Raw genomic sequence first — 14,657 nt, 5'->3', positions numbered from 1 at the left:
CCGCTTGCGTGTCAGAAACGGTGGCGAATCCCGACGATCGCAAGCTCCTGGGTGGCCTTGCCGCCATCGACATACGCATCCGCAATCACCGCCTGCGCCGGGCCCGCGCCGTTGCTGCCCGACGCGTGCCCGTAGCTCATCGTTGCATAGAGATCGGTACGCTTGCTGATCGCGTAGTCGGCCGCGAGCGTGACCTGCTGGTAGGTGGCCGACGAATCGCCGTGCGATTTCAGATAGTTGTAACCCGTCTCGAACAACAGTGCCGGCGAAGCCTGCCATGCGACGAACACCGAGCCGTTGTTGTAGCGCTCGGCCGCCCCGAACGTCGAATGCCCGTCGCGCAGGTATTCGGCATAGCTATAGTGGCCGCCCAGCGTGAAGGCACCGAGCACGTAGCTCACGCCGGCCCGCGCGATATTCACCGCACTCGCCGTCGCGTATGCATTGTTGACCGGCGACAGGAAGATCGTATCGGCGCTGCTTGCGCCACGCGTCGACAGCACCGCGTTACCGTTGTCCAGATGCGCATAGCCGGCCGCGACGGTCACCGGCCCGGCCGTGTACGACATCGCGGCGTTGTACGCCTGCCCGGAGCCGACCGAGCCCGCCACGCCGCCGAACCCGTACATCGCGGCCACCTGCAGGCCGCCCCACGACGGGCTCACCCATTTGACCGCATTGCTGTTGCGGACCGAGCCGTCTGCATTGTCGACGTCGCCGGGCGCCGTGAAGTACTCGAGGAAATTGTTCCCCTGCACCGGCAACACCAGGTCCTGCAACGTATCCTGCTGGCGGCCGGCCGTCACCGTACCGAATCCGCCCGACAGCCCGACGAACGCCTTGCGTCCGAACAGCAGGCCGCCGCTCATCTTGCCGCTGTTCACGTTGAAACCGTTCTGCAGGTTGAACAGCGCGCTCAGGCCGCCGCCCAGATCCTCCGTGCCTTTCAGCCCCCACTGGCTGACCGACATCTGTCCCGATTGCAGCTTGACCTGGTTGCTGGCGCCGCCGGTGTTGTGCGTGTACTGAATCGATTCGTCGATGACGCCGTACAGCGTGACCGAGCTTTGCGCAAATGCACTGCCGCACATACCGGCCGCGCATGCAAGTGTGGTCGATGCGATCCATTTCATTGCCGTGCTCTCCTGTCGTTGCGTGGTTGATCCATCTATTGACATGTTTTTTGCTTCATTCGTCATTCAATTCGTACACCGAATTGATACGAGCGAAATCGATGCCGTTTTTCCCGGGCCGCGCCGGCGACGCGAATCGCCGGCGCGCCCAGGCCCTACCGCGCCGCGCGAGCGCGGTGCCTGAACAAGCAGACCAGCTCGCTCGCCACGTGCGCGGCGGCCAGCGCGGTAATGTCAGCGTGATCGTAGGCGGGCGCGACCTCGACCACGTCTGCGCCGACCAGGTCGACCGACGTGAGCCCGCGGATGATCGACAGCGCCTGCGCGCTCGACAGGCCGCCCGGCACGGGCGTACCCGTGCCGGGCGCGAACGCCGGATCGAGCCCGTCGACGTCGAAGGTGAAATAGGTCGGCCGCGCGCCGACGATCTCGACGATTCGGGCAATGGTCGCGTTCACGCCGTGCTCATGCACCCACGCCGCGTCGAGCACCGACACGCCCATGAAATCGTCGTTCCACGTCCGGATACCGATCTGCACCGAGTGGGCAGGATCGATCAGGCCGTCCTTGATCGCCTTGTAGAACATCGACCCGTGATTGAGGCTGTCCGGCCGATCGTCCGGCCAGGTATCGCAGTGCGCATCGAAATGGATCAGCGAAAGCGGCCGGCCGTATTTTTCCGCATGAGCGACGAGCAGCGGATAGCTGATGTAGTGATCGCCGCCGAGCGTCAGCATCCGTGCACCGGCGTCGAGTATCGTGCGCGCATGCGCGACGATCGTCTCCTTGACGGTCGACGGATTGTGTACGTCGAGCCAGCAGTCGCCGTAGTCGATTACCGCATAGTCGTCGAACGGATTGATCCCCCACGGATACGGCAGCAGCACGCCGAGCTGGCTGCTCGCCGCGCGGATCGCGCGCGGGCCGAGCCGCGCGCCCGGACGGTTGGTCGTCGCGATATCGAGCGGCACGCCCGTCACGGCGAGATCGACGCCGGCCAGTTCCTTCGTATACAGACGCCGCATGAACGACACCACGCCCGCATAGGTATTCTCCTTCGACGAACCGTATGGCGACTCGCGGCGGATCGCGCCATCTCCACGTACGACCGACTGCTTCTGCATGATGTCATCCTTGTTTCGTGTGCCGACAATGCGGACGCCCGGGTCAGATGCCCAGCGCGCAGCCGTCCTTGCGATGGTCGGACGCGCCGATCAGCGTGCCGGCCTCCCAGTCGATCCGGATCGCCTGCGCGCCGCCGATCGCCCAGTTCGGCGCGACGAGGTTGAAGCCGCGTCGCGTGAGCGCTTCGCGCACCGCCGCGGGCATCGTGCATTCGACCTCCACTTGATCGGTACCCGGCCGCGGAAAGATGCGCGGCAGGTCGATCGCCGTCTGCAGGTCCAGATCGTAGTCGAGCACCTTCGACAGGAAGTGCGCATGTCCCATCGCCTGGTAGTGGCCACCCATCACGCCGAACGTGATCTGCACCTTGCCGTCGCGGGTCACCATGCCGGGGATGATCGTATGCATCGGCCTCGCGTGCGGCGCGATCGCGTTCGGGTGGCCCGCTTCGAGCGTGAAGCTCTGGCCGCGGTTGTGCAGCATCACGCCCGTTTGCGCGGACATGATGCCGCTGCCGAACGGATGAAACAGCGAATTGATGAAGCTCGCGCAGTTGCGGTCCTTGTCGACCACGCAGATGTAGACCGTATCCTTGTGCTCCACCGGCGCCGCGACCGGCGCGCCGAGGGCATGCAGCGCCGCGATGCGCGTGCGCAGCGACTCGACCGACGCCTCGGACAACAGCGTATCGACATCCAGCGGCCGGTAGCGCGGATCCGCGAGCAGCACGTCGCGCAACGCATACGCGACGCGCGCGGCGTCGATCTCCCGGTGCAGGCGCTCGGCGCCGAGCGGATCGTCGTTCGCGTCGAATCCTTCGAGCAGCTTCAGCATCAGCAGCGCGATGACGCCCTGTCCGTTCGGCGGACACTCGTGCACGTCGTAGCCGCGAAAACGCGCGGTGATCGGCGTCACGTATTCGCCACGGAACGCCGCGAAGTCGTCCATCGTATGCAGGCCGCCCATGCTACGCAGGCGAGCCACGATGTCCTCGGCGACCGCGCCTTCGTAGAACACCCGCGGGCCCCCTTGCGCGATCGCGTCGAGCGTGCGCGCGAGCAGCGGCTGCCGATGCACGCTGCCCGCGCGCGGCGCATGGTCGGCAACCAGCATCTGCGCGCGGCTCGTGTCGTCCAGCGACAGCAACTGCGCCTGATGGGCCCAGTCCGCGGCCGCGCGCGGCGCGACCGCATAGCCGTCGCGGGCGAGCCGGATCGCCGGCGCAAGCAGCGCGGAAAGCGGCAGCGTGCCGTGGTCGCGCGCGAGCGTCGCCCACGCGTCGACCGCGCCGGGCACCGTCACCGCGTGCGGCGAGTGCCGCTCGATCGACGTGATGCCGAGCGCGCTCAGCCGCTCGACGCTCGCAGCGGCCGGCGCCCAGCCCGACCCGTTGAAGCCGACGATATCGTCGCCGCCGCCGCGCGAATAAAGCGCGAAGCAATCGCCGCCGATGCCGGTCGAGCCCGGCTCGACGACGCACTGCACCGCGCATGCGGCAATGGCTGCGTCCATCGCATTGCCGCCCGATTCCAGGATCCGGATGGCGGCCAGCGTCGACGCGGGATGCGACGTCGCGGCCATCGCGCCGGTCGACATCACCAGCGAGCGGCCCGGTTGTTCGAAATTCCTCATGGTGTTCTCCCGATTCAGCGTGCGGCCAGCGACCGGCGCCATGCGAGCGTGTCGTCGAGCGCCTGTTTCGACGCGTCGAACAACTGGTCGATTTCGTCGTGCGTGATGATCAACGGCGGGCAGAAATTGAACGTATCGCCCAGCGCCCGCGTGATCACGCCGTACGTCAGCGCCCGCTCGCCCGCATGGATCGCCACGCCTTCGGCGGGCGGGAACGGCGCTTTCGTCGCCTTGTCGGCGACCAGCTCGACGGCCGCGAGCAGCCCGGACCCGCGTGCCTCGCCCACGAGCGGATGCGCCGCGAGATCGGCCACGCGCTGCTGGAAATGCGGGATGACGTCGCGCACGTGGTCGAGCACGCCGTCCTCGTCGTAGATGCGCAGCGTCTCGAGCGCGACGGCCGCGCAAACGGGGTGGCCGCTGTACGTGAAGCCGTGGCCGAAGGTGCCGATCTTCTCGCTTTCGGCCACGAGCGCGCGATAGACCCCCTCGTTGACCATCAGCGCCGAGATGGGGAGGTAGCCGGCCGACAGCTGCTTGGCGACGACGATCATGTCGGGCTGCATGCCGAACGTTTCCGAGCCGAACATGTTGCCGGTCCGACCGAAACCGCAGATGACCTCGTCGGCCACGAGCAGGATGTCGTACCGTTTCAGCACGCGCTGGATCTTTTCCATATAGGTGGCCGGCGGGACGATCACGCCGCCCGACGCCATGACCGGCTCGGCAAAGAACGCGGCGATCGTCTCGGGCCCTTCGCGAAGAATCAGTTGCTCGAGCGAATCGGCGCAGCGCGTCGCGAACTGCTCCTCCGATTCGCCCGGCAGCGCATGACGATAGTAGTGCGGGCAGTCCGTATGCAGGATGCGATCGATCGGCAGGTCGAAGTCGCGATGGTTGTTCGGCAGGCCGGTCAGGCTCGCCGACGCGATCGTCACGCCGTGGTACGCCCGCGTGCGCGCGATGATCTTCTTCTTCAGCGGCCGCCCGAGCGCGTTGTTGTAGTACCAGATCAGCTTCACCGCGGTGTCGTTGGCTTCGGAACCGGAGTTCGCGAAAAACACCTTCGACATCGGCACGGGCGCCATCGAGATCAGTTTCTCGGCCAGCAGGATCGACGGCTCCGACGATTTGTGGCCGAACGCGTGATAGAACGGCAGCTTGCGCATCTGCCGGTCGGCTGCATCGGCCAGCCGTTGTTCGCTGAATCCCAGCGATGCGCAGAACAGGCCGCTCAGCGCTTCGATATAGCGGTTTCCTTCCGTGTCGTATACATAAACGCCCTCGCCACGCTCGATCACCATCGGCCCGACATCGCGATGGCGGCTCAGGTTCGTATACGGATGAAGGACGTGGTCGATGTCATTCTGCTTCAGCATGTGCATGGGTACCTTCCTGGTTTCGTCTCTTCCATGGTCGTGTCTTGCGTGTGCGGACCCGGCCGGAACTGGCCGTCGAATCCCGCTATTTGAGCCCGCCGGACAGGAATTTCTGCAACCGTCCGCTTTTCGGCATCCTCAATATGTCGCTCGGATGGCCCTCTTCCTCCACAACACCCTGGTGCAGGAACATGACGTGGTTCGACACCTCGCGCGCGAAGCCCATCTCATGCGTGACGACGATCATCGTGCGGCCTTCGCCGGCGAGATCGCGCATCACCTTGAGCACGTCGCCGACCAGCTCCGGATCGAGCGCCGACGTCGGTTCGTCGAACAGCAGCGCGTCCGGCTCCATCGCGAGCGCGCGTGCGATCGCGACGCGCTGCTGCTGGCCGCCGGACAGATGGGCCGGGTACGCATCGGCGAAATGCGTCATGCCCACCTGTTCGAGATAGCGTTCCGCCCGTTCGCGCGCCTCCGCGCGGCCGAGCTTCAGGACGTGCAGCGGCGCTTCGACCACGTTCTGCAGCACCGTCATGTGTGCCCACAGATTGAAATGCTGGAACACCATCGCGAGCCGCGTCCGCATCCGGCGCAACTGCACGGGATCCGAAATCCTGATCCGGCCGTTGCGGTCGACCGACGTCCGCACTTCCCCGCCGCCCAGCGACACGCGGCCCGACGAAGGCGATTCCAGAAAATTGATGCATCGAAGCAGCGTGCTCTTGCCCGATCCCGACGAACCGATCACGCTGATCACGTCGCCCGGGTTCGCTGCGAGCGAGACACCCTTCAGGACCTCGTTGTCGCCGTAGCGTTTGTGGAGATTGTCGACAGACAGTGCATTCATGTGGCGTGGCTCCGCGATTGAGCAAGCGTGGAAAGCGGCAGCGGCCGCAGGTGGACGAGCAGACGCCGCTCGGCGGTCCGGATCAGCAGCGCGACGAGCCCCGTCAACGCGAAATAGACGGTGCCGACGGAAATGAACGCCTCGAACGGCGCGTAGTAATTCGCGTAGGCATCCCGCGCGGCGCCCGTCAGGTCGATCAGCGTGATCGCGCTGACGAGCGATGTGCCGTGCAGCAACAGGATGATTTCGTTGCCGTAGGCGGGCAGGAACCGGCGCAGCGCCGACGGCAGCACGATGCGGCGCCACGCGGTCGCGCGCGACATCCCGTAGGCTTGCGCCGCTTCGATTTCGCCGTACGCGGTGGTGCGAATCGCTCCGGCCAGGATTTCCACGGTATACGCGCAGGTGTTCGCGGTCAGCGCGATCAGCGCGCACCCGAACGGGTCGCGCAGCGGCAACAACAGTGGATTGCCGCGCTGCCACGCGTCCTGGACCCACTGGAACTGACCGAATCCGTAATACACGAGCATCAGTTGCGCGAGCAGAGGCGTGCCGCGCATGAACCACGTGTAGGCCGCCACCGGGCCGTGCACGACGCGGTTCGGCGACACGCGCAACACGGCCAGCGGAATCGCGAGCAGCAACCCGAGGGCCAGCGAGCCCACGGTCAACTGCACGGTGACCCACAGCCCGCCGGCGTACGCGCCGAGCAGCGCGATCCATTGTTCATGGCTCATCCGTGCAGCCTCCCCTCGCGCATGCCGCGGTTCAGGCGCATGCGGGCACGCGCCAGGCATGCCGTCGATCCCGACGTCACCAGCAGATACACCGCGCAGGCGGCCAGGTAGAACGTCATCGGCGCCTGGGTCGTGCGGCCGGCCTGGTCGGAGATGAACATCACGTCGTGCAGGCCGATCAGCGACGCGATCGCCGTCGTCTTGAGCAGCACCAGCCAGTTGTTCACGGCGGCGGGCAACGCGAGCCGCGCCATCTGCGGCAACAGGATGCGTCGAAAGGCGAGCCATCCCGAGAATCCGTATGCGCGCGCCGCCTCCATCTGGCCGCGCGGCACGCCGAGCATCGCGCCACGGAACGTCTCCGTGTAGTACGCGCCGAAAATGAAGCCGATCGTCAGCACGGCGGTGGCGAACGCGTCGACGTCGGGCGCATGCAAGCCGAACGCGGCCGACAGCTGGTTCAGTAGAATCTGGCCGCCATAAAACACCAACAGCATCATCACGAATTCCGGCACGCCGCGAATCAGCGTGGTATACGCGGTGGCGGCGGACACCAGCACACGCGAGCCCGACAGCTTGGCCATCGCGCCCGCGATGCCGATGCACACGGCGAGCGCGACGGACAACACGGCGAGCACGATCGTCACCTCGGCGCCGCGCAACAGCGCCGGCAGGTATTGCTGCAATTCGGACATAACGCTCCTTTCCAGCGCGCTCGGGGTTCATATCGGCCATGCCGGCGCATCCATGCGCGTCGGCGCGGCGCCGATCGACACGCGATCAGTAGATGTCGAAATCGAAGTACTTCTTCTCGATGGACTGATACACGCCATTGGCGCGAATGGCCGTGATCGCCTGGTTCAGTTGCTGCCGGAGATCGTCGTCGGTCTTGCGCACCGGGATGCCGTAACCCTCGCCGAGCAACGCCTTCTGCTCGGGCGTCGTACCGACGATCGGCGTGCCGACGAACTTGAAGTTCGCGCCTTCCGGTTTCGTCAGAAATGCCGAATACGCGGCGGTCGCGTCCTGCAGCGCGGCATCGATGCGGCCCGAGCGCAGGTCGAGGTAGACTTCGTCCTGGGTCGGGTAGCGCACCAGCTGCACGCCGTTCTGCACCCAATACGCGCTCGCGTACTTGTCGGCCAGCGTGCCGCGTTGAACGCCGACGCGCTTGCCCTTCAACTCCGCCGGCGTCGCGTCCTTGACGGGGCTGTTTTTCGCGACGACCAGCCGGCGCGGCGTGTTGTAGTACTTGTCGGTGAAGGCGACCTTCTGCTTGCGCTCGGCGGTGATCGCGACCGACGCGACGATCGCGTCGACCTTGTCGGCCATCAATGCGGGAAGCAGGCCGTCCCAGCCGATCTGCACCAACGTGCAACGGGCGTGCATCTGCGCACACAGTGCATGGATCACGTCGATGTCGAAACCCACCGGCGTGCCGTCCGGCTGCATCGACGAAAACGGCGGATAAGCGCCTTCGTAGCCGATCCGGATGTCCTTCCACTCTTTCGCCTGGGCCTGCGCGGCCGCCAGCATGACGGCGGCGAGCACCAGGAATCTCATCATGTGTCGTTTCATGTCGATACTCCGTAACGTGTTTCGGTGGAAATGACTGCGTGGTCGTGTTGCAGGTCTCTCGTCTGACGATTATTTCGGATGCCTTATCGATAAGCACGAGGCGTCGGCGACCGCCTCGCCGCGTTCCGTCAGTCGCCGCCCGTCATCCAGTCGCGCAATGCCGGCACGGTCGCTTCGATGTGCTCGCGTACCGCCGCCTCGAGCGCGACAGGATCGCCGCACCGGATCGCCTCGATCAGCGACATGTGGTCGTCGCGCGACGTCTTCGGCTTGTACGCCAGCTCGAGCCACAAGCGCATGTGCGGTTCCACCATCGTATGCAGCCCGGCAATCTGCGTAATCAGGCGCTGGCGGCCGCACAGCTGGCACAGATACTCGTGAAAGCTGCGATGCACGGTCACCCACTGCTGGCCGTCCGGCTCGGCGCGCTCCATCGCGTCGATCAGGCGCGTCAACTCGTCGACATGCTGCGGCGTGATGTTCGGCAGCGCCATGCGCGCCGCCAGCCCCTCCAGCACGCCGCGCATGCCGAATACCACTTCCATCTCGTCGACGTCGAGCCCCCGCACGACCGCGCCGCGATTCGGCCGGATCACGACCAACCCTTCGCTGGCGAGCCGGCGAAACGCTTCTCGCACCGGCATGCGGCTCGTATTGATCTCGGCGGCGATGTCCTCCGGAATCAAGCGATCGCCCGCCTTGTACGTCCCCATCCGGATCCGGTAGAGCACGTACGCGTAGGCTTCCTCTTCCGCCGTCGCGGGAAATTGCGGATATGGCGAGGGTGTCTGTCCGTCCATGTTCATGTCATTGCCCTATGTCGCTACGCTGGCTGAGCGTGCGTCGATCCATCCGCCGGGGAATCACCATCGCCCCCAATCGGAAAGTATTTTGTAAGATTGGATATTTGTATCCGTGGCTGCACTATACGACGCCAAAAATAACCGACGATACGGGTTTACCCGTTGGCAATCGCAACGCGCCTATCCGGTCACATCCCCGCGAGCCGCGCCGATCCGGCGGCTCGGGATTCGATCGCGCATGTGTTGCCGTCCGGCAAAGTTTGCTGATTCGCTCAAGTGATCTAATGAATGATCGACCGCGCGTACAAGATCGAATCGAGGTGTCGTCGATGCGCGGGGTCGCGCGCGAGAATATTCAACGCACGCCCGTCCGCCAACGGGTCGCGCGCAAAGCCGTAGCGCCATACCGGATCGGCTTGTGTCGCACCAGGCAGGCGAATGTTGCAGTCGCAACGACGACGGCGTGGCCACCGCCGGGTCAGGGCTTCCAGCGCGTCGCGCCGTCCCGTTGGATGACTCGTTTTTTCGGCTGCATTCCTTCAGGCCGTCGATGACCAGCCATTGCAGCGATCAAACGTCCGAGCCGCTCGCGCTCCGACTCCCGGCCCCTTGAGCCGGCCGGCATCGGCCACATCCACGCCGCCGAACCGGTTGCGCCAGCGCTCGAACGTCTGTTCCGAGATGTCGTGGCGCTTGCCCGGATCATTCATGGGTTCGTCCCGACTCTCGGCCACGCGCGGAGTCCGGACGATCTGCTCGTCGGTCAACCGCATCTTCATCGAGTTCTCCTTGCCTCCGGGAAAAGAGAACTCGCTTGCCGAATGACTACGAGAAACGTCTCAGACCCATGCCTGCTGGTTCGCATCCAGCCGGAAGAACGACACTGCATGGTTCAGCTGTCGCCCTTGGTCTTCCAGTGATTTCGACGCGGCCGCCGCTTCCTCCACCAGCGCGGAGTTCTGCTGCGTGACATCGTCCATCTGTGTGATGGCCTGATTGACTTGCTCGATACCCCGGCTTTGTTCGGTCGATGCCGCGGCGATTTCGCTCATGATGTCGGTGACGCGAGCAACCGACTGCGTGACCTCGGTCATCGTTTTTCCCGCTTCACTCGCAAGGGACGAGCCGTCCTGGATCTTCTGCACGGATGCATTGATCAGATCCTTGATCTCCTTCGCGGCGATGGACGATCGCTGCGCGAGACTGCGCACCTCGCTTGCGACCACGGCGAACCCACGCCCCTGCTCGCCCGCGCGGGCCGCCTCCACCGCGGCATTGAGCGCGAGGATATTCGTCTGGAAAGCAATGCCCTCGATGATCCCCGTGATCTCGGCAATCTTGCTGGAACTTGCGCTGATATCGCCCATCGTGTCGACCACGCGGCTGACGACATGATTGCCGCGCCCTGCCACTTCCGACGCTTTGGCAGAAAGTGAGCTTGCCTGCTGCGCGTTCTCGGCATTCTGCCTGACGGTCGACGTGAGTTCCTCCATGCTCGCGGCCGTTTCTTGCAGGGAAGCCGCCTGCTGCTCGGTGCGCGCGGAAAGATCGACGTTACCCGACGCAATCTGGCTCGAACCGGTGGCGATGCCGTCCGCTGACGTGCGGACTTGACCAATCAGGCGCACGAGGCTCGCCTGCATCTCACCCATCGACGCGAGCACGCTGCCCGCGGGCGCGGCTTGCGCACCGGGTACCGGGCCCAGATCTCCGCCGGCCACGCGTTGGGCCACCTTGCCCAGAGCGTCCGGCTCGGCACCAAGCGCACGCAACACACCCCGTGTAATGACGACGCCGGCCAGCACTGCGATTGCAACCGCGACAAAACAGATGATGATCAGCACGGCTCGTTGGGTCGAAAACTGTTCGCCCGCCTCCTGCACCATCTGCGCTGCGTGCTGACGCGTGAAGTCCGCATAGTCGTTGGACGCCTTGATCAGCGCCGACAGCAGCGGTCTGCATTTCGTATTGATTTCAGCGATCGCTGCATCACGCTGGTTGCTCACTGCCAACCGGTCGATGTCCAAGGCCACCGGGCGGTAGAGCGCTTCGATCCGCGGGAGTTCAGCCGCCAGACTGCGCCCCTTGTCGCTTAGGTCGGAAGCGCTGGCCACCATTGCATTGAACTTCTCGAGGTTGGACTCGACGCGTCGTTCGGCGTCGATCACGGCGGCTTTTTCCAGTTCGACGTCGGCCGGTGTCGTCACCAATACGAGGTTGCGCACTGCCATCGCCCGATCGTCGACTGCGGTACGTACGGCTTCGGCCAAGTCGGCACGTGCATTGACGCCGCCGATATATCCGGCGAAGCGGCTGTTGGCCTCGTTCAATTCCTTGAGGGACAGTCCGGAGACGACCAGCACGATGACTGCCAGTATCCCGAACGCTCCGGAGAGCTTCGTCTTGACCGGCAGGTTGTTCAGATTCATGTCTTCTACTCCAGGGGCAACAAGGCCGGACGATAAAGAGCAGTCCTTGCGATGTTGGATAATTGAAAGGTGCGCGCGGCAATTGCGACAGGCTCACGAGAACGCGCCTGTATCTGCTTTACGGCGGCACGGTCGGGCGCTGAAGTGCGACGGAGCTCGTTTGGCATTCGCAAACGTTGGCGACGCATTAAAAAATTTTTTGTGACGGAAAGGCGTAAGTCTCGTGACACCACGTTCGTTCACGTGCCGCCAAAACCGCAGTGTTGGCTCTTTGCCTCAGTCGCGGCGCTGTTCGCCCACGCTGCGCCCGAATACAGAACGGCCGATATGAAAGCCAGCAACAGTGGACGCTTGCGGCAAAGAGTTCATTTCACGGTTGTTTCTCGAAGTGGAGGGGCAACGGAGCCGACTCTAGGATCGATCGACTTACTCGTTACTTACTCACCCGGAAACAGCGAATCGACGGAGACACGGCGCTCGCGCCTCGCGGAAGGCGGGCTCGGCAGGCAGCCGCCCCGCGCGCGTCGCGCCGAAGCCGAAGCCGAATGCGAACGGCGGCAAGGCCCGCGGGATGATCGCGGCCGCCGTCATCACGATGGCGCGCGTGCTTCATGCAGGCATCCGCGAGCACTTCCCCCGCGGTATCGGCCTTGGTTGAAGATTGCGGATCATGTCAGTGTCGAGTAAGCCATGCACGCTCAGCATGACGATCACGTCTATCCCGCGGAGAACCTGCGCGTCATGAAACCCGGTACCGCAACGGCGCCGCGCGCAAACATCGTGCTCTTCTCGGTTTCGACGGGCATGGCCAGCCTCCCCTGTCTGAGCGTCGGCCTGCTGTTCGGCGTGCCCGAAAGCGGTGCACCCGCGTTGCTCTATCAGGGCAGCACCTTCATCGTGGCGCTTCTGGTGATGGTGCTGCTGCGGCGGTGGGCGCTGCGAGCGTTCGATGCCGCCGTGGCGGCGCGCAAGATCGAATCGAGCGAAAACCCCGGCGTCAAAGTGCTGGTCGCCGACGACTGCCGCCGGGCGTGGCTGGTCCAGTTGCACCTCGGGCTGCATGGTCGCCAATGTGGCGACTGATTTCGTCCGGCGAACCAGCGGCGACTCCCGTTCATCCCGACTTGCAGGTCTCACGCCACGGAATGCGGCCTGAAGGGGGGGCCGAATCATTCAAGGCACGGGAACCGTCGTGGAAACGCTCGGGCATTATCTGCTCGTCGGATTGCCGCGGCATCCCGTGCTCGTCAGCGTGGTTGGCACACCGATCATCGATCTGCTCACCCGGCACACGCTTGACACGGCGATCGATCGCGCGATCAGGCTCGCCGCGACGACCGCGTACGAGACTGTCCGCGAAGTACCTACAGCCTGGCCGGCGGCTGCAGGATGGCACGCGGAATCAGCGCGATCAGCACGCAGCTGACCAGCAGGCAGGCGCCCAGCGCATAGGTGCCGTTGTTGATGTTGCCGGTCATTTCCTTGGCGATGCCGGTAATCATCGAGCCCGTGAAGCCGGACAGGTTGCCCACCGAGTTAATCAGCGCAATGCCCGCGGCCGCGGCCGTGCCGGACAGGATCTGGCCGGGGAAGGTCCAGTAGATCGGCATCAGCGCCAGAATGCCGCAGGTGGCGATAGTCAGGAACAGTATCGACAACGCCACGTGCTGCGCGCACGCCGCGCTCATGATCAGGCCGACACCGCCGATCAGCGCGGGAATCGCCGCGTGCAGGCGGCGTTCGCCGGTCTTGCGCGAGTGCGATGCATTCCACACCATCGCGAAGATCGCCGTCAGATACGGAATGGCGGTAAGCAGACCGATATGCAGCGGGCTCTGCACGCCCGACGCGCGAATGATCGACGGCAGCCAGAACGCCAGTCCGTAGAAGCCGGTATTGAAGGTGAGCAGGATGAAGGTCAGCAGCCAGACGCGCGGGCTACGCAGCGCGGCGCCGATGCTGTGCGACTTGTGCGCGGCCTCGGATTCGAGATTGCGCGACAGCACGGCCTTTTCGTCGGCGGACAACCACTTCGCCGACTGCGGGCCGTCGCCGAGGCAGGCCAGCACGATGAACGCCACCACGATCGACGGCAGCCCTTCCAGCAGCAGCATCCATTGCCAGCCGCTCATGCCCGCCAGGCCATGCGTCTGTTCCATCAGCCAGCCGGACACCACACTGCCGAGCGTCAGGCTCAGCGGGATCGCCACCAGAAAGCCGGACATGGCCACGCTCTGGCGGCGCGCCGGAAACCAGTAGTTCATGTACAGGATCACGCCGGGGAAAAAGCCGGCTTCGCACAGGCCCAGCAGGAAGCGCAACGTGTAGAACATCGTGGACGTCTGCACGTGGAAGAACTGCGCGAGCGGCACGATGAAGGCCATCGACGACGACACGATGCCCCAGGTGATCATGATCCGCGCAATCCAGAAGCGCGCGCCGTAGCGGTGCAGCAGCAGGTTGCTGGGTATCTCGAACAGAAAGTAGCCCCAGAAGAATGTGCTGGCGCCGAACGCATAGACGCCATCGCTCAGGCTCAGGTCGTCGAGCATCTGCAGCTTGGCGAAGCCCACGTTGACGCGGTCCAGGTACGCCACGACGTAGCACAGCAGCAGCAATGGCAGAACGCGCCGCATGACCTTGCGATATAGGGCGTCTTCCGAAGAGGCGGCCGCGGCCGGTGCGACAGCGGTCTGCGTAATGGACGGCATCGGTTTGTCTCCTGATTGTGTAGGTCTTCTTCGTACCTGCGAGTTCGATGATGCGTGGATGTTACCGATAACAATTCGTCGCAAAAAAAACGCCGACGCGGCAACGGGAACCATCGGCGATCTGATACCGGTAACATAACCAAGTTAGCATGTCGGGACAGGCGAGTTCAAGTGCTGGTGAACGGGGAGTTTCCCTAGTGGAGCCACGGTCGCAACGGACGCCGGCGGCCTGCACGGTATTTCGCACCGGTATGATGTAGCCTTGACTGATTTCTCTCCC

The 14,657-nt window shown here is 64.5% G+C and carries 12 protein-coding genes and 1 pseudogene; 1 reads left to right on the top strand and 12 read right to left on the bottom strand.

Translation table 11 applies throughout. The features are described from left to right. Positions 1 to 11: 11 nt before the first annotated feature. The 11 genes and pseudogenes from AC1VVG_RS30830 to AC1VVG_RS30780 form a co-directional block, all read right to left on the bottom strand. Positions 12 to 1,133, bottom strand: coding sequence for a porin (locus tag AC1VVG_RS30830; protein WP_034191976.1), 1,122 nt, complete (start codon positions 1,131 to 1,133; stop codon positions 12 to 14). Positions 1,134 to 1,288: 155 nt separating this feature from the next. Continuing rightward, positions 1,289 to 2,257: an agmatinase gene (gene speB, locus AC1VVG_RS30825; protein ID WP_034191977.1), complete on the bottom strand. Its 969-nt coding sequence runs from the start codon at positions 2,255 to 2,257 to the stop codon at positions 1,289 to 1,291. Positions 2,258 to 2,300: 43 nt separating this feature from the next. After that, entirely contained in the window at positions 2,301 to 3,890 is a 1,590-nt protein-coding gene (locus tag AC1VVG_RS30820; protein ID WP_482837332.1) for a gamma-glutamyltransferase family protein, read from the bottom strand. Between the two features lie 14 nt (positions 3,891 to 3,904). Continuing rightward, positions 3,905 to 5,275 carry an aspartate aminotransferase family protein gene (locus tag AC1VVG_RS30815; protein ID WP_482837330.1) on the bottom strand — a complete coding sequence of 457 codons (1,371 nt, stop codon included), beginning with the start codon at positions 5,273 to 5,275 and terminating at the stop codon, positions 3,905 to 3,907. A gap of 79 nt (positions 5,276 to 5,354) precedes the next feature. Continuing rightward, positions 5,355 to 6,119 carry an ABC transporter ATP-binding protein gene (locus AC1VVG_RS30810; protein ID WP_482837328.1) on the bottom strand — a complete coding sequence of 255 codons (765 nt, stop codon included), beginning with the start codon at positions 6,117 to 6,119 and terminating at the stop codon, positions 5,355 to 5,357. After that, positions 6,116 to 6,856: an ABC transporter permease gene (locus tag AC1VVG_RS30805; protein ID WP_482837326.1), complete on the bottom strand. Its 741-nt coding sequence runs from the start codon at positions 6,854 to 6,856 to the stop codon at positions 6,116 to 6,118. The genes AC1VVG_RS30810 and AC1VVG_RS30805 overlap by 4 nt, the downstream gene beginning before the upstream one ends. Next, positions 6,853 to 7,551 carry an ABC transporter permease gene (locus tag AC1VVG_RS30800; protein WP_482837324.1) on the bottom strand — a complete coding sequence of 233 codons (699 nt, stop codon included), beginning with the start codon at positions 7,549 to 7,551 and terminating at the stop codon, positions 6,853 to 6,855. Before AC1VVG_RS30800 ends, AC1VVG_RS30805 begins: the two co-directional genes overlap by 4 nt. Before the next feature lie 85 nt (positions 7,552 to 7,636). Further along, positions 7,637 to 8,422: an ABC transporter substrate-binding protein gene (locus tag AC1VVG_RS30795; protein ID WP_069704927.1), complete on the bottom strand. Its 786-nt coding sequence runs from the start codon at positions 8,420 to 8,422 to the stop codon at positions 7,637 to 7,639. Between the two features lie 140 nt (positions 8,423 to 8,562). Next, entirely contained in the window at positions 8,563 to 9,240 is a 678-nt protein-coding gene (locus tag AC1VVG_RS30790) for a GntR family transcriptional regulator (RefSeq protein ID WP_482837322.1), read from the bottom strand. A 344-nt stretch (positions 9,241 to 9,584) separates the two neighbouring features. Continuing rightward, positions 9,585 to 10,016 (bottom strand): annotated as a pseudogene (locus AC1VVG_RS30785) (transposase); the annotation flags it as partial. Positions 10,017 to 10,076: 60 nt separating this feature from the next. After that, on the bottom strand, positions 10,077 to 11,666 hold the full coding sequence (locus AC1VVG_RS30780) for a methyl-accepting chemotaxis protein (RefSeq protein WP_124671223.1): 1,590 nt from the start codon (positions 11,664 to 11,666) through the stop codon (positions 10,077 to 10,079). A gap of 690 nt (positions 11,667 to 12,356) precedes the next feature. Between AC1VVG_RS30780 and AC1VVG_RS30775 the strand changes: the two genes are divergently transcribed. After that, the gene (locus tag AC1VVG_RS30775; protein ID WP_226252528.1) at positions 12,357 to 12,749 is read left to right on the top strand and encodes a hypothetical protein; all 393 of its coding nucleotides are present in this window, start codon (positions 12,357 to 12,359) and stop codon (positions 12,747 to 12,749) included. 281 nt (positions 12,750 to 13,030) lie between these two features. On the opposite strand, the gene AC1VVG_RS30770 is transcribed toward AC1VVG_RS30775, so the two are convergent. Next, positions 13,031 to 14,377, bottom strand: coding sequence for an MFS transporter (locus AC1VVG_RS30770; RefSeq protein WP_482837320.1), 1,347 nt, complete (start codon positions 14,375 to 14,377; stop codon positions 13,031 to 13,033). Between the last annotated feature and the right edge of the window lie 280 nt (positions 14,378 to 14,657).

This window comes from Burkholderia sp. L-4 (genome assembly GCF_056856535.1).
The sequence above is the reverse complement of the archived record's forward strand: the minus strand, read 5'-3'. Positions and strand labels throughout refer to the sequence as shown.